This is a genomic window from Vibrio alfacsensis, from assembly GCF_019670485.1.
GTDB classification, from domain to species: domain Bacteria; phylum Pseudomonadota; class Gammaproteobacteria; order Enterobacterales; family Vibrionaceae; genus Vibrio; species Vibrio alfacsensis.
In genome coordinates, this window is sequence record NZ_AP024166.1 from 441,315 (window position 1) to 461,821 (window position 20,507).

The 20,507-nt window shown below is 41.1% G+C and carries 15 protein-coding genes and 1 pseudogene; 6 read left to right on the forward strand and 10 right to left on the reverse strand.

Annotated elements, in window-relative coordinates; genetic code table 11:
* Positions 1-50: 50 nt before the first annotated feature.
* Together choW and choV are read left to right on the forward strand one after the other, a co-directional pair.
* Entirely contained in the window at positions 51-893 is an 843-nt protein-coding gene (gene choW / locus VA249_RS16580; protein ID WP_221071733.1) for a choline ABC transporter permease subunit, read from the forward strand.
* 1 nt (position 894) lies between these two features.
* Complete coding sequence (gene choV / locus VA249_RS16585; RefSeq protein WP_221071735.1) at positions 895-2,079, forward strand: choline ABC transporter ATP-binding protein; 1,185 nt, start codon at positions 895-897, stop codon at positions 2,077-2,079.
* Between the two features lie 177 nt (positions 2,080-2,256).
* On the opposite strand, the gene VA249_RS16590 is transcribed toward choV, so the two are convergent.
* The 6 genes from VA249_RS16590 to VA249_RS16615 form a co-directional block, all read right to left on the reverse strand.
* On the reverse strand, positions 2,257-2,913 hold the full coding sequence (locus VA249_RS16590) for an NAD(P)H-dependent oxidoreductase (protein WP_005452292.1): 657 nt from the start codon (positions 2,911-2,913) through the stop codon (positions 2,257-2,259).
* Positions 2,914-3,236: 323 nt separating this feature from the next.
* Entirely contained in the window at positions 3,237-4,019 is a 783-nt protein-coding gene (locus VA249_RS16595; protein WP_221071736.1) for a slipin family protein, read from the reverse strand.
* 9 nt (positions 4,020-4,028) lie between these two features.
* Positions 4,029-5,411 carry an NfeD family protein gene (locus VA249_RS16600; RefSeq protein ID WP_221071739.1) on the reverse strand — a complete coding sequence of 461 codons (1,383 nt, stop codon included), beginning with the start codon at positions 5,409-5,411 and terminating at the stop codon, positions 4,029-4,031.
* A gap of 651 nt (positions 5,412-6,062) precedes the next feature.
* The gene (locus tag VA249_RS16605) at positions 6,063-7,751 is read right to left on the reverse strand and encodes a response regulator (RefSeq protein WP_221071748.1); all 1,689 of its coding nucleotides are present in this window, start codon (positions 7,749-7,751) and stop codon (positions 6,063-6,065) included.
* A 49-nt stretch (positions 7,752-7,800) separates the two neighbouring features.
* Positions 7,801-8,946 carry an EAL domain-containing response regulator gene (locus VA249_RS16610; protein ID WP_221071750.1) on the reverse strand — a complete coding sequence of 382 codons (1,146 nt, stop codon included), beginning with the start codon at positions 8,944-8,946 and terminating at the stop codon, positions 7,801-7,803.
* On the reverse strand, positions 8,947-12,429 hold the full coding sequence (locus tag VA249_RS16615; RefSeq protein WP_225927147.1) for an ATP-binding protein: 3,483 nt from the start codon (positions 12,427-12,429) through the stop codon (positions 8,947-8,949).
* Positions 12,430-12,742: 313 nt separating this feature from the next.
* Here VA249_RS16615 and VA249_RS16620 point away from each other — a divergent pair, with 313 nt between their 5' ends.
* The 4 genes from VA249_RS16620 (at position 12,743) to VA249_RS16635 (ending at position 16,531) form a co-directional block, all read left to right on the forward strand.
* Positions 12,743-13,213 (forward strand): OsmC family protein, encoded by a 471-nt coding sequence (locus VA249_RS16620; protein ID WP_221071755.1) that lies wholly within the window; start codon positions 12,743-12,745, stop codon positions 13,211-13,213.
* Between the two features lie 203 nt (positions 13,214-13,416).
* Positions 13,417-14,436 carry a DUF2804 domain-containing protein gene (locus VA249_RS16625; RefSeq protein ID WP_221071757.1) on the forward strand — a complete coding sequence of 340 codons (1,020 nt, stop codon included), beginning with the start codon at positions 13,417-13,419 and terminating at the stop codon, positions 14,434-14,436.
* A gap of 8 nt (positions 14,437-14,444) precedes the next feature.
* Positions 14,445-15,299: a sterol desaturase family protein gene (locus tag VA249_RS16630; RefSeq protein WP_221071758.1), complete on the forward strand. Its 855-nt coding sequence runs from the start codon at positions 14,445-14,447 to the stop codon at positions 15,297-15,299.
* Positions 15,300-15,718: 419 nt separating this feature from the next.
* Positions 15,719-16,531: an RbmA family biofilm matrix protein gene (locus VA249_RS16635; RefSeq protein ID WP_221071760.1), complete on the forward strand. Its 813-nt coding sequence runs from the start codon at positions 15,719-15,721 to the stop codon at positions 16,529-16,531.
* Between the two features lie 67 nt (positions 16,532-16,598).
* Here VA249_RS16635 and VA249_RS16640 read toward each other — a convergent pair whose 3' ends face one another.
* From VA249_RS16640 to VA249_RS24130, 4 genes and pseudogenes are all read right to left on the reverse strand, one after another.
* Entirely contained in the window at positions 16,599-17,729 is a 1,131-nt protein-coding gene (locus VA249_RS16640; RefSeq protein ID WP_221071762.1) for a glycosyl hydrolase family 28-related protein, read from the reverse strand.
* Between the two features lie 77 nt (positions 17,730-17,806).
* The gene (locus VA249_RS16645; protein ID WP_221071763.1) at positions 17,807-18,256 is read right to left on the reverse strand and encodes a low molecular weight protein-tyrosine-phosphatase; all 450 of its coding nucleotides are present in this window, start codon (positions 18,254-18,256) and stop codon (positions 17,807-17,809) included.
* 573 nt (positions 18,257-18,829) lie between these two features.
* Positions 18,830-19,786, reverse strand: a complete 957-nt coding sequence (locus VA249_RS16650) for an acyltransferase family protein (RefSeq protein ID WP_221071764.1) — start codon at positions 19,784-19,786, stop codon at positions 18,830-18,832.
* A gap of 76 nt (positions 19,787-19,862) precedes the next feature.
* A pseudogene (locus tag VA249_RS24130) lies at positions 19,863-20,471 on the reverse strand (IS5 family transposase); the annotation flags it as partial.
* Between the last annotated feature and the right edge of the window lie 36 nt (positions 20,472-20,507).

Here is a 20,507-nt window from a genome sequence, read left to right on the forward strand (position 1 = left end):
CTAGGAAAAGGTGGGCAGCGATGCCCGCCTATTAACACAAAGGTTTTATTGTGAATTTTATTACGGACAACAAACTTCCGTTGGGCGAATGGATGGAAACGGGCGTGGATTGGTTAACCATGAACGCGTCGGGTTTCTTTGATGCTATCTCTATTTTTCTTGAAACCATCATTCTATTCGTGGTGGATATTTTCAAATGGATGCCACCGGCAGCACCAATCATCATGACCGCAGCGATTGCGTGGTTCCTACACCGCAACATTCCTTTAGTTGTGTTTATCGTGCTGGCGCTGCTGACTATCCTTAACCTCGGCTACTGGCAAGAAATGCTGGAAACCTTTGTTCTCGTCTTCGCTGCGACAACGATTTCCGTATTAATTGGCGTGCCGCTGGGCATCATGGCGGCGCATCGCCCATGGTTGTATACCTTATTGCGCCCGATACTTGATTTAATGCAGACCGTACCAACGTTTGTGTACCTGATCCCAACATTGGTTCTGTTTGGTTTAGGTATCGTACCGGGGCTGATTTCTACCATTATCTTTGCCATCGCCGCGCCGATTCGTCTGACTTACCTTGGTATCACCAAAGTGCCAGAAGAGTTGATTGAAGCGGGTAAAGCGTTTGGTGCAAGCCGCATGAAATTGCTATTCAAAGTCGAACTCCCAGCGGCTCTACCAAGCATTATGGCGGGTGTGACCCAGTGCATCATGTTGTCACTTTCTATGGTGGTGATTGCGGCGCTAGTCGGTGCAGATGGTTTGGGTAAACCAGTCGTACGAGCATTGAACACCGTGAACATTTCTCAAGGCTTTGAAGCGGGTTTAGCGATTGTTTTGGTCGCGATTATTCTCGACCGCTTGTGCAAAGCACCAAACCAAAAGGAGGCATAACATGGATGCAATTACGATTGAAAACCTCGACGTTGTGTTTGGTCAGCAGCAAGAGCAAGCATTGGCGTTACTCGACCAAGGCAAGTCTCGCCAAGAGATCATTGATCAAACCGGACAAGTGGTTGGTGTTGATAAGGTCTCAATGAGCGTCAAACAAGGTGAGATCTGTGTACTGATGGGGCTTTCCGGTTCGGGTAAATCAAGTTTGCTTCGTGCCGTTAATGGTTTGAATGAGATCTCTCGTGGCTCACTCAAAATCAAAGATGGCGACGACATGGTAGAGCTTGCCAACTGCGACGAACAGACTTTACGTAACCTGCGTACTCATCGCGTGTCGATGGTGTTCCAAAAGTTTGCGCTTATGCCGTGGTTGACCGTATTGGATAACGTGGCGTTTGGTCTTGAGATGCAGGGCATTGGCAAAGCGGAACGTCGCAAAAAAGCGCGTGAACAATTAGAAATGGTTGGGCTGAGCGAGTGGGAGAGTAAGTTCCCGCATGAGCTTTCTGGTGGTATGCAGCAACGTGTTGGCTTGGCTCGCGCCTTTGCTATGGATACCGACATCCTACTAATGGATGAACCGTTTTCTGCGCTCGATCCACTGATTCGCGCTCAGCTTCAAGATGAATTGATTCAACTGCAAGAAAAGCTCAACAAGACGATTTTGTTTGTGAGCCATGACTTAGATGAAGCGCTAAAAATCGGTAACAACATTGCCATTATGGAGTCGGGCAAACTGATTCAACACGGCAAGCCTGAGCAAATCATCCTTGCGCCAGAAAACGACTATGTGGCGGACTTTGTGGCTCACACTAATCCGCTCAACGTATTGAAAGGTCGTTCACTGATGCAGGCTAGCAACGAGCTTAAGCAGCAGAACGACCGCGTATTGGTGTGTGCAGATAAGCAGATTTGGGTCGAGCAAGAGCCGAAAGGCTTAACGCTGGTGGATTCCGATAAGTCATTGGTGAATTGGGAAAGCGATTCAACCACACTCGATGACATCGGCGAAAGCACGGTCGTTCAAGCCAATCCAGATATCAGCATGCGTGAAGCGATTGAACTGAAGCAACGCAGTAATCAACCTATCTTGCTAGTAGAAGAGAACAAGTTAGTGGGCGTATTGAGTGATAACGAGTTGTACGATGCGCTGCTTGGTAACTTTAGGTCCAAGCAAGTGGCGTAGCTTCTTCTTATCTCAAAACGTTTGTTGTTTAACGTTTGTTGAGTCCCCCTCAGCAAAACAAAAAAAGAGCCGTACTCTTAGACTAAGACACTAAGAAGTACGGCTCTTTCAATTTGAACAATGATTTAGATATCCAAGCTCTAGGCTAGGAACCAAGGAGCGAGGAGACGATACTCTTTAAAGAGTAGTAATTACGTCATCCATGTGTAGACGTGCTTTTGGTAGACCGTGGTTGTAGTCTTCGCCGTCTTTGTGGTAGCCGATTGCTAGTGCAACTTCACATACGTGACCGTCTAGCTCTGCTTTAAACTCTTCGCCGATCAGTGTTGGGTCAACACCTTCCATCGGAGTAGAGTCGATACCTAGACGCGCTAGCGTGTGCAGTAAGTTACCAAGCGCGATGTAAACTTGCGCTTTCGTCCAACCGCCGTTGTAGCCGTTCTCATCTGTGTTTGCTTCAGCAAATGCGTAAGCACCCATGAACATGTCGTACATGTCTGCTGGTAGGTGGCCAGAAGTTACTTCAGCATCAACGCGCTTCGCGAATTTCTCTTTCGTGAATTTTGGATCGTACGCTAGCAGAATAGTGTGAGATGCTGCTTTAGCGTGCGGTTGGTTGAACTGGTGCATGTTAGCAAACGTGTCGTGGAAACGCTGTTTCGCTTCGTCACTCTCAATTACGATGAATTTCCAAGGCTGAGAGTTGATAGAAGACGCAGATAGGCGAATGGCTTCTTTGATGATTGCCATATCTTCTTGAGAGATACGTTTCTCTTCGTCGTATTTTTTTGCTGTGTAACGGTTGTTTAGGTCTGTAATGATTTGATGAGACACGTTCATATCCTCTTAATATTATTAGACAAATGAGGATGCGCTTAGCATCGACAACCATGCGTACCTCGAAAGTGAGTCCATAATATCGACTTTTATCGAATTGATAATACGTGTTTCGTTTAAATCACTTTCAACTTTTTATTGAAAATACGTTGTTTCAGCAAAGTTGATGAGAATAGTTAAGAATGTCCACACAAGAAAATATAAACGGAGCAGCAATAAGCGGCCCAGTAGTGAGAGGATTTTGGTCAACTGATGTGAACGGAAGTTGACCTCTAAGTAATCTCGAAATTAAGGTCGTTCGAAATTAAAGGATCTCGAGATTACTTAGGAGTATCTTCAGGTTTCTCTTTGACTGCTTTTGCAATGTCAGTGACTGCTTCGACCAGATTAATTGGTAAAGGAAAAACGATCGTTGAAGTTTTGTCTGTGGTTATCTCCGTTAATGTTTGCATATAACGAAGTTGCAAGGCATTTGGTGCTTCATTAAGCGTATCAGCGGCTTCTTTTAATTTGCTAGATGCTTCGAGCTCACCAGTTGCATGGATAACTTTCGCTCGGCGATTTCGCTCTGCTTCCGCTTGGCGGGCAAGTGCTCGGACCATACTGTCATTAAGGTCGACGTGTTTGACTTCAACGGTGGCAATTTTAATGCCCCAGTCATCGGTTTGTTGATCCAGTATGGCTTGTAGGTCTTTATTGAGTCGCTCACGCTCGGACAGAAGCTCATCGAGTTCGTGTTGACCCAATACGGAACGCAGGGTCGTTTGAGCTAATTGGCTGGTGGCGTCGCTATAGCTTTCGATGTTATTTATCGCCATTTCTGGATTGACCACTCTAAAATACACCACCGCGTTAACACGAACTGAGACGTTATCACGAGTAATCAAGTCCTGAGTTGGTACATCTAATACAATAGTACGTAGATCGACTCTCACCATTTGCTGAATAAATGGAATTAGGATGATCAAACCGGGCCCTTTTACTTCTTGAAACCGACCGAGAAAGAACACCACACCACGCTCATACTCACGCAGTACTTTGAACATTTGGGTTGCGAGTGCGAAGAGTAAAACCAGAACAACAGCAATCGTATAGAGCATCATATGCGCCTCCTATCCTTTAGGGCGATCATTTGGCTTCACCTTTAAAGTTAGGCCTTTTACGTTGAGAATGGTAACTTGGTCACCTTGTTTTAGGTGGGTGATTTCATCCGTTGTGGCATGCCATAACGCACCGTCTAATTGAACTCGTCCCGTTCCGTCTACAAAATCGTCACTTACAATAGCAAGGCGGCCAGGGTAGGCCTCAATACCCGTCGTTGCTTTGCGTTTTCGGATGCGTACCAGTAAGCCAACGGTGATGATGATAAGCGTGACTGAAAATAGAGCAATACCAACGATAAGCGGTATCGCGATTTGGAAACCCGGTAAATCACTATCCATAAGAAATACGGAGCCAAGTACAAATGCAACGACGCCTCCAAGCCCTAGTATGCCAAAACTTGGGTTGAATGCTTCCGCGATCATCAGCGCAATACCGAGCAATAAAAGCCCTAGGCCAACGTAGTTAACGGGCATCATCTGCAAGGCGTACATCGCTAACAGTAAACAGATCCCGCCTAGAATGCCTGGTAGGCCGACTCCGGGGTTATAAAACTCAAGTAATAGTCCATAAATCCCGATAAGCATGAGAATGTAGGCGACATTAGGATTTGTGATAACTGCCAGTAACTCTGCGCGCCAATCCGGAGTACGCTCAATCCAAATTGGATTTTCGAGTGACAATGTCACATCTTGATTGTTAACCTTAACCGTCTTGTTGTGTATGGTAGAGATAAGCTCTTCTGGTGAATTGACGATGTAATCAATGACATTCAGTTCGAGTGCTTCAGTGGCATCTAGACTCGCCGCTTCACTTACTGCTTTTTCTGCCCATTCTGCATTTCTGCCGTGAAGGCGAGCAAGCCCCTTGATGTAGGCTCTTGCGTCATTGATGACTTTTTTCTCCATTGCTGTTTTGGCGGGCACTTTGTCAGAGTAATTATTTTCTTCTTTGCCATTGTCATCATTTGGTTTTGTTGGATCTTCCCCGTCATCGCTTGACGGCGGGGAGGGTGTACCACCAAGCGCTACAGGTGTCGCAGCACCTAAGTTAGTGGCTTCGGCCATAGCCGCGATGTGACTCGCAAGCAAAATGTAGGTTCCGGCACTTGCTGCTCTCGAGCCAGATGGACCAACCCAAGTGGCAATAGGAACGGAGGAGGTCGTGATTGAATGTATGATGTCACGCATCGCGCTGTCGAGGCCACCCGGCGTATCCATTTTTAAAATGATCACACTGACGCCGTTGAGTTGTGCTTCCTCTATCTCACGGACTAAATAGTCGCTCGTTGCAGGGCCAATCGCCCCTTTAATTGGGATAATCCAGATACTGTTGGCGAAAGCTTGGCTCGCGAATAAGACGAGCGGTAGAAACCAAAACAGGGCGCGCTTCATTCCGTCCTCCTTGTGTGATCACTGGGATTCGTTGAACGGACACTTAAAGTATATACCCAAGTGGCTTCAAGATGCAGGATTGCAACATTTACCTCTTCGACAAGGCCTATTGCTTCGAGGTTAATTGCTTCGAGGTTAATTGTTTCAGGGTTATTGCTTCTGCTGGATTGCTTCAAGGTGGATTGCTTCAAAGTCGACTGTTTTAGCGAGCTTTCCATTTTATGCTCGGAGGTTTCTATTATTTGAGGCTTCGAATGTTTTGAGAGCAGATCTTAGAACGAGTAAGTATAGGTTTAATTGAGGTTCCTGATAAAAACAGTAAACTACGACAAATAACGTAATCAGGGGTGAAAGCCCTGTTAGAAATGAGAATGAGACAATGACATTTATTGCTATCAGGTTGGTTAAGTTGGCGATTATCAGCGCGGTATTTTTTACTATCTATGATCTGATTGCTTTTGGTGAAGTGACGTGGATACATCGCCTTTTAGGCTGATGCTCCGTATCTTCACTTAGGTATTATCTACAAGCAATGCCACAAGTGGCTCGTTCTAGTGCGACTGGTGGTGTTGCCTAAACGCAGAGTCAACGAGGCGGATAGCCCTTGCTTTCTGTTTGAAGCGTTATGTTTGACCCTGCGCGTTAAGCTTTTTAAGAGTTCGTCTGCAATTCAGGCTCAGATTTGGCAGTATTAACATCAGCCGAGTTTACAATGGCCATTTGAGAACATCGGTCTTGCGCTCGAAATAGGAATTTGTCGTAACCTGACTTTTTTAAGTCATCACTTAATACCAGCTGTCTGATGATGCTATCACATTTTTTAATCAGGACTTCTACTTCAACTGCACTCATATTGCTTGGCCAAGCCCGTGTTAATACTTTAATGATATTAATACAAACCGTACGCAGTAGAGGACATCTTGAGCGAAGTTCGATCAGTGCATCAAGTAAGGATTGATAATCGTCCTCGCTAGCTCTGATTTTTTTGTATTGCTCTTCCATCCACTTCTGGCGTTCGGTATTTTCTTTTTCTAATGCTCGACCTAACGTTATTTTGCTCGATAAAATGATGTCACTTGAATCTGTTCCTAGCCCCTCGAAACACCATGTCACGGCTTGCGAAAACTCAGTTTCAAAATTCATTTCATGCAGCAACCATGCAAGATGGAATTGCGCATAAAAGTGATTAAACGGTTTTCTTTTATACAAATCGCTCAATACTTTAAAAGCGGCAACGTATTGGTTTTCTTCAATTGCAATGTGTGCGGCAATGAGATCGAGTTCGTCTTTAACCGAGTGATCCGTTGGGCCATTCAGTATCGCTTTATACAGGCTTTTGGCTTGGGCAAGTAGATCTTGTCTACCCTCTAACTTGCGGGTGCAGTACAACAGAATACGAATGAGATTCAGTTTTGCGTACATGTTGTTTCGATAAGTGTCCTTATTGATTTCCATGTAAGCGTGGTAGTGCTGTAATGCTGAAAAGTAATCGTTTTCCGCTAAGCACAAGTTTACGATGACCAGCTCGCGTTCTGAGTTACCCTCAACCAACTTGTTTGCCAAAGCTAAGTGTTTAATGGCTCCCGGTATTTCGCGATTGAGCATGTTGACATTCGCTGCGCAATCACGAACTTCGACGTTATTAGGTGAATTTTCAAGTAATTCTCTAACCAGTTCATGCGCCTGTTCGGTGTCACCGAGTGAAACGAGAGTATTTGCGAGGCCGATTTTCGCCCAGTTCACTTCTTTGCGCTCCAGAACATTTTCGTAGACCAATTTTGCTTGTTTATGCAGCTGCAAACGAGTCAGAAAGTCTGCGCGAAACTTTTCGATAATAAAGAAATACTCTGGATGGAATGGAGTAAGATCGTCACAAGCCATCAATCCCGCTTGCGAATCGTTTTGAAGTTCTGCCTCGTAGATCGCCAAAAGCGCGTTTTTACGACGAATGGCGGTCGAGATCCGTTCTTTTAACTTGATTGAGTTAAAAGGCTTGAGTAAATATTCATCAGGCTTTAGCTCTATAATTGCACGCACAATAGACGCAGAGCTTTCTCCCGTCACGAGGATAAAGATAGTATCGGGCCTGATGAGTTTTAAGTACTTTAGCTCTTCGAACAGTTGCTTACCATTCATCCCTCGACCGAAATTGTAGTCACAAATGATCAAATCGATGCGTTCATTGTGTGCGATTGGAATGGCCAACTTTGCGAGACGCGCTGTATAAATGCGTTTGTCTGAAAAGCCTAGCTTAGTCAGCATGTTACGCAATGTTAGAACGACTATTGGAGCGTCATCAACAATCAAAACATTGTATTCAGATAATGATTTTGTGGTCATGATTTGCTGTAGTAAATTCCGTAATGTTTCGTCTAGGGACGAGCGAGCGTTATTGTAGTAATGCTTTGAGTTCTTCGATTGGAACAGGTTTAGAAGCAACATAGCCTTGGTACAAATCAACGCCAATCTGACGTAAGTAGGCTAACGTATCTTCATCTTCCACACCCTCAGCCACAGAACGAAGACCGAGTGACTTGGCCAATTGTAAACTTGAAATGGTAAGTTGTTGACTCTTGAAGTTTAACAAGGCATTACCAATAAATTGCTGATCGATCTTTAGCTCCGTAAAAGGCAATACGGCTAGTTGGCTCAAAGATGAATAACCAGTACCAAAATCATCGATCGCTAAACCAACGCCTTTTAGACGGAGATTTGCAAGGTTTGCTAACGATGTGACGCCGGAGTCATACACCTCGTCTTCCGTGAGCTCTAACGTAATATATTCTGGTGCAAATTGGTACGCTTTACACAGTTCGAAGAAGCGTTCACTCATTGGCACTTTCAGCGATTTTTGATTCATATTGATTGAAAGCTGCAAATCACCTTTTAGTAATGTCATGTCTTTTAGTGCATTTTCTAAAACAACCCAGAACAATCTATCTTGTTGATTTTCTTGGTTTAGCACGCTTAAAAATGATGCTGGGCTGAGTAAACCTCTATCAGGGTGCTGACAGCGAACCAGTGCCTCAACGCCAATGAGTTCATTGGTACTTACTTTATATTGAGGTTGATAATGGTTAACGAACCACCCGTTAGTAAATGCGCGTTCTATGTCGCCTTTACTTAAAGGTTCATTGATGTAGCCGGTTTTGGTTTGTTTCGTTTGTTTGTCAAAATCGGTCAAGACTTGCTGAAGTTGCTCACTAGAGATGGGTTTTGCTAATCCCCTAGCAAAATAGTAGCCCGCCGATAGACACATACTGTAAGTGATGTCGACAACATCTTGATTCATAGCGCTTAGAACGACCACTCCTTTAGGGCGGTTTTCTTCTGGTAGCGTCGAGAGTAAATCTACGCCATTGATTCCAGGTAGATTAATATCGCAAAACATGAGATCAATCTCATTCTCTTTGCATGCCTGTGCGACTTGTGAACCACTGTGTATAGTGGAAATCGTGCCTTTAATATGACGACTCAGTAAAATCTTTAGATTTGCGGCTTGTAAACGATCATCTTCAACAATCAGGATATTCATTTAACCGTTCTCACTCACTTGTAGCCATACAGATGTATTGGCGACGATTGTTCTTAATTCTATCAGTAGAGCATCTTTCGCTTGTTGCTCTTGCGGTGTGTTGAATAATTTTTCACATTGTAGTGCTTTCTTTTTTAATGACACTAAATTTAGTACAGCAGCAGAGCCTTTGATTCGATGTGCTATTGATTTCAAGCTTTCTTCATTCGATTCGATCAACGCTATGTCTGCATTCAATGATTCACAAACGACGACAGCCATTTCTCGTTTTTCGTCATCGGTATATGCACTGAGCCAATCCCCATCGCTAACTGCCTGCAATTCTACTGACAGGTACTGTTCGCATAATTCTCGTAATCCTTCGAGTGTATAGGGTTTAAATAAAATTTGCTCCATGCCGGATGTCTTCGCTTTTTCGATGACGTTCTTGGAATTTTCGGCGGTGCAACCCACAATCGGAATTGTAGAGAAACGAGCATCTTTACTTAATTGTTGAGCAAATTGGTAACCACTCAATTCTGGCATATGACAATCTGAAATGATAAGACTAACGGGTAGAGCTTGATCACTTTTGTATGTTTGTTCTAGCCAGTTCATCGCTTGTTGAGCACTATTGAAAACAGTGCAACGCACGCCGATTTTTTCAAATTGCCTCATAAAGAGTAGGCGGTTAATTGCATCATCATCAACAACCATTACTAGGCTGCTTTTGTTAAGCTCAATATTATCCTCGATCAAATCATGCATCGCAGCGTTAATTTCTAACTGCTGATAGATGTAATCCGGATACGTGTTTGAGTAATGGAGTTCTGAAGCAATAATATGATCTTTTAGTTCACATTCGTCAGAGGTCACTTGCCATGCATTTAACCAACGCTGTATCTGCTTGTCTGGTGTAGAGATAGGCCCAAGGCCTGTTAGTTCAAGTAACTGACTAACAAGAGGAATACGGACGTTAACACTTGATCCTTTTCCTAACTGACTTTGAACTTCGATCGTACCCGACATGATTTCTACCAAACTTTTGACAATAGACATGCCTAAGCCAGTGCCACCAAATCTGCGACTAACACTTTTGTCACCTTGTACAAAAGGTAAAAATAGCGATTCGAGCTGCTGTTCAGTCATACCGCAGCCGCTATCTGTGACCGCTAGCTGCAACTCATGTTGGCGAACGTGAATGTCGACAGTGATTTGCCCGTTTTCAGTAAACTTCACGGCATTACTGATTAAGTTGTTCATCACTTGGTTGATACGCAGCCAATCTAACTCAACAAATGCATAAGGCGTAGGCTGCCAATTAGCGATAAACTGAAGCCCTCGTTGCTCAGCAATCTTCTCAAAACTGCGTAAAATAGGTGCTAATTCTTGATATATATTGCCTGATTGTACATCGAGTTGAATCTGGTTTGCTTCGATTTTAGAGAAATCGAGAATGTCGTTCACATGCAATTTTAAGCGTTCAGCCGACAACATTGCGTTACGCAATAACTCTCTGTTTTGATCCCTTTCAAGTTCAGGTTCCAATAATTCCATCAATCCGAGAATCGCGGCAATTGGTGTTCTTAATTCATGACTGACCACGGCTAAGAAGTGGTTTCTGGCCTCAATAGCTTGAATAGCTTTGTGGTTAGATTCATTCAGTGCTTCTTGTTGAGTCTTTATTTCCGTGATGTCGTCGAAAACGGTTAAATTATATTGTGCGCTTTCAATTGGGTTAAGTAAGGTTTGCTTTCTGACTTGAAAATGTTGGTCGCCCAACTGGCAAACGGACGATGTTTCCATCACATCACTGTGTTTGTCATTTCGAATCAAGCTTAGAATGTGAGCCCGTTCTGCTTCAGAGATGCTTGTATCTTTGTTACAGCGCGATAAAAGGTTGAGAAAAGGCTTGTTTGCAAGCACTTGTTTATTTTCAGCGTCAGAGATCAAGATCATGTTTGGAATCTGATCTAGGACAGAAGTCAACCAGCGGTTTTGTTTCTGGCGAAGTTGAGTCTCGTATTCTTTACGTCTAATCGTCCGCGTAAGATGGGATGTACGCAGAATATAGATAATAAGTGCAATGAGTAGAATACAGGTCCCCCCCAGAGCCCAAATAATCACGGTACCTTTTTCTATACCATACTGTACGTTGACTTTGTCATGTTGTGCTCTTAATTGCTCAAGTTCTGCTTCTGTAGTGATACTAAGCACAGTGTTGATTAACTTAAGCAATAGATCGGAGTCTTTTCTAACTTCCATACCGAGAGGGATTCTCAAGTCGATATCTTGAGGAGCACTAGTTGGTTTAAATTCACTCCCTTGCCCTTGGTAAAATAAATTGTCGATCAAGGCTTCATTGACAAACGCATGCGATATTTCACCACGTTTAAATGCATCCATTAAAGCATCAAATTCACGGTAAACGGGAGCTGAGCTGTAATTTTCATTCGCCAGAAAATGCGCATAGAAGTTACCTGATCGATCCAGTATCGCAACTCGGTTTTTTGCGTTATCGTTCAGTGATTCTATGTATCCAAATTTTAAATGGCTGAGAGGACGGGAGACTCTGAAATGACTATGGTCTGTTGCTGCAATATTTCTAGCAGGCAAGAGATCGACAAAGCCTTCTTTAAGCATTACGTCCACGTCTTTACCTTGCGCATCAATGTATTCAAACGTAAGCAGACTTTTTTGTTCAAGAAGCTTCATTAAATCATGTACATAGCCTTTTAGCTCTCCCGTTTGAGGATCGAGGTAAGACATAGGGTATGAATTGTCGCTGATGGTGTAGCGAATATTTTTACGTCCGCGATGCTCTTCCAAAAGCTTAATCATTAATTCATTGTGCAGTACGTTGATATTAACTTCGATGTTCTCACGGCTACTCTTAGAGACTTTTGAATATTCGATGTATTTGTTAATGATATTCATTAACTCTGGAGCATGTTTAGGCGTAAAAATAGTGACGTTACCTGGTTTTAGGTTTTTGTCGTACAGCACTTTACCGTTTAACTCCCCATTTGCCGTTTTAAATCCATAGGAGTTAATTGACGAAAGCCCGACGATAGCTGCATCGGTTGCTCCTGATTTGAGCGACTCTGCCAACATTGGTGTGCTATTAACGGTGTGAATGTGCTTAAAGCCCAACGACTCGATTTGTTCACAGGTGCTGGAGTTTCTTACGCAGACCCATTTTAGATCACCCAAAGGTTTTGATGCTAAGTTTTCATCCCTTAGCCAAAAAAGACGTAGTGTCTGGAAGATGGGTTTCGAATAGAGGAAGCGTTTTGCTCGGTTTTTAGTCGCAACAAAGCCCACTGATAGGTCAATGTCGCCAACTTCTAATGCTGAAAATAACGCATCAAGATTTTTGAAAGGGACGTATTCCGCTTGTACACCAATCTCGTCGAGCATGGTTTCTGCGTATTCAATATTTATTCCCTTTTTAGATTCGATATCTCCCCAATAGGGGAGCCAGTTCCCATCGAGTACGCCCACTTTTATTGTTTTTTGCGATTCGAGATACTGTTTTTCTTCGACTGTCAGAAATTCGCTACTTAAGGCGTTGAAAGATAGGAAAAAAAACAATATCAAGAAATATGGGAGACGTAACACTGGTTGTTCTATTCTCTAGAGATTTGATTAAAAAAGGAGCGGAATAGTATAGCTTTTCACTACGTTAGCCAATTGACTTTGTTTGTCCTTTCGACAACTATTGGTGATGAATGATGTTGCATTTTATTCATCGCAACAGGCTGATTTAAGGTTCTTTTTGTCTGGCTTCTTGCATTACACAAAAAACGGAAAGGGTATGAGTAAACACACAGCGTCTATACGTTGGCAAAGAATGGAATTCGAATTATTTACTGACAATCAATATAGCCGTGCACACACATGGGAGTTTGATGGCGGATTAATAGTTCCAGCGTCACCATCGCCTTCCGTTGTGCCAATTCCTCTTTCTGTATCGGAGAATGTTGACCCAGAGGAAGCCTACGTTGCTGCGTTATCTAGTTGCCATATGTTGACGTTTCTTTCTATTGCTGCCAAACAACGTTTTGTCGTGGAGTCATACACAGATAGAGCGGAGGGATTGTTAAGTGAGAGGCAAGATAAGAAAAGTTGGATTTCTAAAGTTATTCTCCATCCAAAAGTACGTTTTTCTGACGACAAGCAGCCCAGTAAGAAACGGTTAGAGAAAATGCATCATCTCGCTCATGAACATTGTTTTATCGCAAATTCCGTTAAGACGGAAATCGAGACCAAAATTTTGATTGATTAACTTAGAACACCGTTTTCTAGCGCAAAGGATTTGAAACATCACTCTAAAGATTGTGAATTGATGAATCAATTTAACGATCTAGTTCACAAAACTCTTCTGTGACTAATTCTATAAAGTAACTTGTTGTGCTTCAGCGCAAACTTGTATTGTTAATATAATGTTAAAGTGAAAATTAGTTAGATTTGGTCAAAGAGCACTTCAACATGGAAGTAAAAGAATCAAATTGTTTTGACAACTCATTTATTCAAAATGATGGCCTGCCTGAGTTTGGGCATTTGAACGCGATACCGAAAGGGCTTCAACTAGACGCATTTCATTACACTAATGAAATGGATAGGCCAGTTTCAAAATGGCGTAAACACTTCGCCTATAAGCAGTTCCAATTTGTTTCTGTTACTACGCCTGACTATGTCATTGGTGTTGCGATTGCTGACATTCGCTATCTGGCTTCTGGTTTTTGCTACGTATTTGATATTAAACGCAATGAGCTGATGCAGCAACAATGGTTGAGGCCGCTAAATATCGGGTACTCAACACAACCATCAAGTTGGTCAAGTTTGGCACAACTTGCCAATCATACTGTTCAGTTTTCAGTTCATGAAAGCCATTGGCGTATAAAAGTTTCAACAGAATTACTTGAGGCCGACATTCAGTTAATGCCCTCTAAAAATAGTCTGCCTTTAATGTTGTGTACACCGACTGGATATTCAGGATGGACATATACCCAAAAACATAATGCACTTGGGATAAAAGGGGAGTTGTTCGTTAATGGGGTTCCGCAAAACATCAGTCTAGCGACTGGAGGATACGATTTTTCAGCCGGTTATATGAGGCGAGAAACAAGCTGGCGTTGGGCAAGTATCAATCATATAAGTAATGAACGAAAGATAGGCTTGAACCTTGCGGCAGGAGTCAACGAGACAGGGTTCTGTGAGAATGTATTTTGGGTGGATGGAGAAAGGCACTTATTACCTCCTGTCGCGTTTAAATTTTCCCGGCAAGCGCCCAATGCTAGTTGGCAGATTAAATCTCAAGATCTACGAGTGAAGTTGACTTTTAGCCCTTTAAATCAGAGATCGGAGAAAAAGAATCTATGGTTCTTAAAGAGCAACTTTAGACAATACATTGGTCACTTTTCTGGCTATATCATCGATGACCATGGCAAGAAACATCATTTGGATCGCGTGGTTGGTCTAACAGAAGATCACTATGCGAAATGGTAATTGAAGTTATGGAATGGGAACGCGTTTTTCAAACACCGGAGTTACTCCTGATGTTGTTAGCTCCAGTGTTTATCTTCTGTATGTTAGCAGAGTACTTTATGAGGCAAAGGCGAGGACGATTGCCCCCAAACGCGCAATACGATTGGCCAGAGGTTGCATGTAATTTTGTTCTTGCTGCATTACATCAGGCATCGGATATTATCGCAGGGCTATTTATTTCACAGTTATACCTTTGGTGGTTTAACTGGCGGCTGTTCGATATTGATATGACGATATCAACATTTTTAATTTTAATGATACTGCAAGATTTCTTTTATTATTGGTTTCACCGAGCAAGTCATCGCATACGCTGGATGTGGGCGGCACATGTCGTTCATCATAGTTCTGAACGGATGAATTTTAGTACTGCGTTCAGGCAGAGCTTAATGTACCCACTGGCTGGAATGTGGCTATTTTGGTTACCGTTAGTAATTATTGGTTTTGAACCCAAGTGGGTGGTGTTTGTTGTACTTTTAAACCTCGGATTGCAGTTTTTTGTGCATACTCAGTCGATACGAACATTGGGTCCATTTGAATGGGTCTTCAATACTCCGTCGCATCACCGTGTTCATCATGGCCTCAATAAGCAATATATAGACAAGAATTATGCGGGAATATTGATTATTTGGGATAAGTTGTTTGGTACGTTTGAGCTAGAAGTTGAAACCGTTCGTTACGGGATATCAAAGCCTGTAAATAGTTTTAATCCTATCACTGTTACATTCTCAGAATGGAGAGATATGCTCAAGGAAGTGACTCGTCCAAACTTAACATTACAACAGCGTTGGAAGTGTTTGTTTGCAGCTCCCTCGGATAAACAGTGAAATACATTATCACAAGAAGCGTGTAATAATTCTCTTTTTTGAAAAATGAGTCGATAAATAAAAACATGTATTGACATTATATAACCATGAATTTTTATCTGCTAATGGCCTTGAAATTGAATATATAAAATTAAACTACGGTTTTTGATGGGTATAAATAACTTAAGCTTTAATTGACTATATTGTAACTAATTTTATGTTCGAGAATTTATCTTATAATCGAGATTGTCTTAAATTTACCCTCATTTGATTTAAGGATTAGATTTTAATTAATGTAGTATTAATTGCTAAGTGCGCTAGAAGTCGTTCTAAATGTCTGGTTCAGTCATTGGCATGTTATTGTCATTAAATTTTACTAGTAAGTTAGTCCATTAGTGCGTTTATCATAAATATTATTTGGATGAAACTAGGAGTTACAAATGGATCTGTCTTATAAGTCTTTTCTTGCTACGGTTATACTTTCCACATCATCTTTTACTGCAAATGCAGCGGATAATGTAGATGTAGCTCAGTTCTTTGCGTTAGATATATCTTTAAACTTGAATAAAGAAGAAGTCCCGTCTGAAGGCGATTACCTCGTTGCTGAAGTCGGTATGAAAAATGTTGGCGAGACTGATGCGAATATTAAATACTGGGTTTCTGTGGATGGGCCGCAAGGGTTATCATTTCCTGCGAAAGCAGTAGTAAGCACCAATAGTTCTGATTTTGAGGTTGATGCTGACAAAGTAGAAGAGGGAGCGAGTTTAAACTTCAAACGTGGTATTTGGATGCGTGACTACATGAGCGATGGTGTGTACGTTGTGAGTGTTGAAGGGGTGAATACTGACACCGGTCAAAAATTCCAGCAGTCTGCACAGTTTACTAAAGGTATCGACTCTGATGGAGGTAAGAAGACAAGTGGATTGTCAATACAGTCAAAATTGTTAAGTGCTGATCATTTTGGTCCTGGCGGTGGTTACGCGTTGATCTCGATGGATATTGAAAATACCACTTCTCAGCCTGTTGAAGTTGAGTTTTGGGTAAACGCAGTTGCTTCTAATGGTTTTGATATTCCAGTGTATTCACGTGTAACTAAAACAATTGAGCCGAATGAAACAGAGATGATTGTTCGTGGCTTTACAATTGATGCCGCTTACCCAGATGGCGAATATGTTATTACACCTCAATTTATTGAAACAGGCTCAGGTGAGCGAGTTGATTTTGAGTTGAATGTATTTAAAGGCGCCTTGTAGCGTTGTTTTTATATAGACCGTTTTTTATATAAAAGGCCCTGATTAGGGCCTTTTTGTTTGTTCAATTTTAGTCAATCACAACGTTTTTGTCTCTGTGATCAATTTTTAAATAATCACACCCTTGATCTGGGGTCATGGTATTGTTGCTTATGCGTACATTTTCAAATGATAATGACGGATGTTTGCTGTAGGTTCTTATGAGTTTTTTGTAGTTGGCATTGTTCGTTCCTTCACAGGTTACTTTATCGAACCGGTTGTTACTGACCGTGATATTTTGAATTGCCTCACTAGGTGTTTCAGAATCAGAAAAGCTTTGTAACCTAATACCCAATGTAGCGCTGTTAAAATTATTATTATCAATTAATATGTTGCTCCATTTCACTTGTTCTTGTGCTCGTGAATTTGGATAAATGTTGATCAAAAAACCTTGGATATTATCGAACTTATTGTTTGAAATAGAAATATTGCTGTAGTAACTGGCTTCTAATGCTGTTCCACTGATGTCTTTAAACGAATTTCTCGAGACGACCGCTCCGGTGGTTTTCTTGCGAGCTGATAGCTTCAACGTGCAATTATCAAATTCATTTGATTTAAAAGTGATGTTGTGTGCACCTGCTACATTTGAGTTTTTCGTTGCCTGAGTCGTCGTGACTTGAGCACAGTTTGAGAATGTGTTGCCTACTACAGTGATATTGCTAGATTCAATAGCATCACTATTCGCACGTGTCGTTACCCTGAGTGCAGCATCGCCGAAATTCACAAAGGTATTATTAATGATAATACTATTGGTGATGCTTGCGAGATATAAGCCTTGCTTTCCCCAATTTGGCGTATCTCCGCCATTCACGAGCCCTTGAAAGTTTATCCCGGAAATGCTCAATCCAGAGGAGTTTTTTATATACATCAAGTATTCCCCATCAAACCCTGGGCATTTACTTAACTTTGCTGTTTTAGAACCTAATAGAGAGATACCTTTTTTTTCTATGATATAGACGGTATCGCAAAGCGTGTAGTTACCCGGAGGTATATAGAGAGTTTCATTTTCAGAAAGCGTTTGGAGCGCATGATTGAATGCTGCACTATCATCTATATCATCATTAGGAATCGCACCAAAGTCTATAATCGAAAAATTTGCAAAAGTAATTTGTGGGTAAAGTAACGTGAGACATGCGAGTAATGCTGTCTTTTTAATAGTCATAAATAATCCATGTTTTAATATGTCAGAATTAACCGTAGATTAGCTTTTTACGTTTTACCAAAGAATATTAAATAAAATTATTGTGACAAAAGCCTTCGTTTCCAAGAATTTGTTGCACTTTGTAGTGTTAGAAAAAGTGCGTCAAATGTTGATTTTGAACGATTCAACGGATCTTGAATCTCTCCTTGACCAATCCAGTGCCCAAATAACATCGTTTTACCCCGTGATCGGGGAGATATGCTTGCAACCTCTTCAATTTGTTCATGTGACATTACTAAGATCAAGTCAAATTGATCACATAAATTGGAGTTGAGCTGTCTGGCGGAGTGGTGTGATAGGTTAAAACCATGCTCAATACACACCTCTTGAGAATATTGATGAGCACTCGCGCCACTCAATTTATTGTTTAGAACATGGATGCCGGCAGATTCGATGACATGGTTAGGTAATGCTGACTTCAGTAACGCCTCTGCGATAGGAGAGCGACAGATATTGCCTGTACAAACAATAAGAATACGATTGAACACTAGTTTATCTTCCTGATGATATGAAACAATTACTTTTACTTTCTGGGGAGCCTGTTGACCGACTGCTAGCAAAATAGGGTTGGCTTAGGCGAAGCATAAAATCATGGAAAACGTAGCAAGATTTTCCGTTGGTTGAAAGTTTAAATCAACGCTAATATGAAGTAATATAACGAATATTGCCATGAAACATCGAAGAGCAATGCCTTTCATCGTTCGATGGTTTCTGGTTCTGATTGTCAAAAATGCGTTGTATAAAGTAGGCAATACCCAAAATACCAATAGCAGTGTTATAGGAACTCTTGCTCCAACCATACATGGTCTATAGTTATTGTGCTCGTGGTCTCAGAACCTAGTATTTTTTCTGTGTATATAGAGGCTTTCCTCATAATTCCCCCAAGCCGAAGGTATGCGTGAAGCGCTGATATTCCACCTTTGCCCAATGATATTGGGACTCTTGTATTTGGTACCTCCGGAGGCAATATTGGCTTTCGGTAATTTTTTCTTCGATCTATCGGTGTTGACACCTGAATATGCTATGAGCTACAAGAGCGAGTTCTTCTCCGATTTTTGGGCTTATAATAGAATTTTTATCTTTTTGTTTAATTCTATAATAAAGTAGGAAGCTATTATTGATGCGAAAATGGTAAGCAATGTTAAATTTGTTTCTCCTAACAAAGTTAATCCTTTTAATAATGACAAAATTAGAGAATGTATAAAATAAATTGCAGATGAATAAAGTGCTATTTCTTTTGTTCTGCCTTTTACTTCTATCTTAGAAATGAAAACAAAGATCATCGGACAAACCAATATTAGTGAGAAATAATTATCAAAACCATCATATTCGTTCATGTTAAGATAGTTAGTGTAAGATTCAGCGAGTAATAGAAATAAGCCAATACTTAAACCAAATATAGCCCACTTTAAACTAATTCGGCTAACAATAGAATGTTTATTAAACAAAAAGCCTAGGCACATAAATGGGAATGAAAAGAACAAAGCATTTCGATGAGACCAAATTAGGTTGAAAAATTTATCTAAAAAGCTTCCTTCGAATATATTATAGTTACCTAAATACTGTATCACGACACCGGTTGAGAAAGATAAAAAAGAAAAAACCAGAAGCATAGGTGATGATAATTTATGTAATAAAAATAATATAATGGCTGCGCCAATCATACCTGATAAGTACCATAAATGATGATAACCCATAATCATCTTAGCACCAAGAATAGCAATGGATTTTAAAGAGTAATCTGGCAAAGAAAACCAGTAAAAGGAATACACCAACATCCAAACTAAATACAGCATAAAAACCTTTTTTAACCATAAGTTAAACCGACATTCTGATAATGCTTGAAAGAAATAATAACCATTAATTATCAAAAAAGATGGAACGGCGACTCTAAATAATCCTTGAACAGTAAGAGTTTTTCCTAGTACCGTAACATCCTCTAAGAAATTAGCGTGAAGACCAACGATCATGCATGCCATAATTAATTTTAAAATGTCTAATGATATATTTCTTTCCATTTTATTTCCGCTTGCTTTGGCTTTGTTTTTTAATTTGAATAAAATCAAATTGTTTGAAATTGATTAATTTTAAAAAGATACGTTGTATATCACACATACAAATCCCTGTAAGCTTGTTCAAATATTTGATCATGATACAAGTCTCACCGATTTGAGCGTTGTATTTTCTTAGGCTTAGCTTGCCACCTAACAACTGTTTCACTCGATATATTCCTGTCTCTTATAGCGAGCGCTTATGATGTCAAATCTTTTGTTTTCGATTATTGTTGGACCTGTAGAAGTTTCTGGCAACCTACTGCTAAATTGTGAGGGTGTCCTTGCTTACAGAAGTCTATCTCTTCTCTTGGTGGGATTAGAGGAACCGCTCATTTAATTCGATGGCATCATGGCAACTCTTTGTGTCATAGATTCCATCTCATGATATTTCAATGATTTTACGACTTGTCTGCTTAAGTCAATTGGAGAGCACTCCCGTATCAGGGATGTTAGATAAAGTCAGTTCTAATGTGATGATTTAACGGGAGCAGATATTCACTGCGATATGTAGCTTAAGCCAGCCCCTGAACTTACCGTTGTTAATATGTTTCTTGACCTACAATTTGCCTTCACCACAAACTTTGCGAACACTACTACCAATGGCCAAATGTTGTATTGTGTCCAAATTTTTGTTTTGCAACGAGGTTTCTGCATAGGGCTAAGATGAGTGAAGTCCCTACTCGAA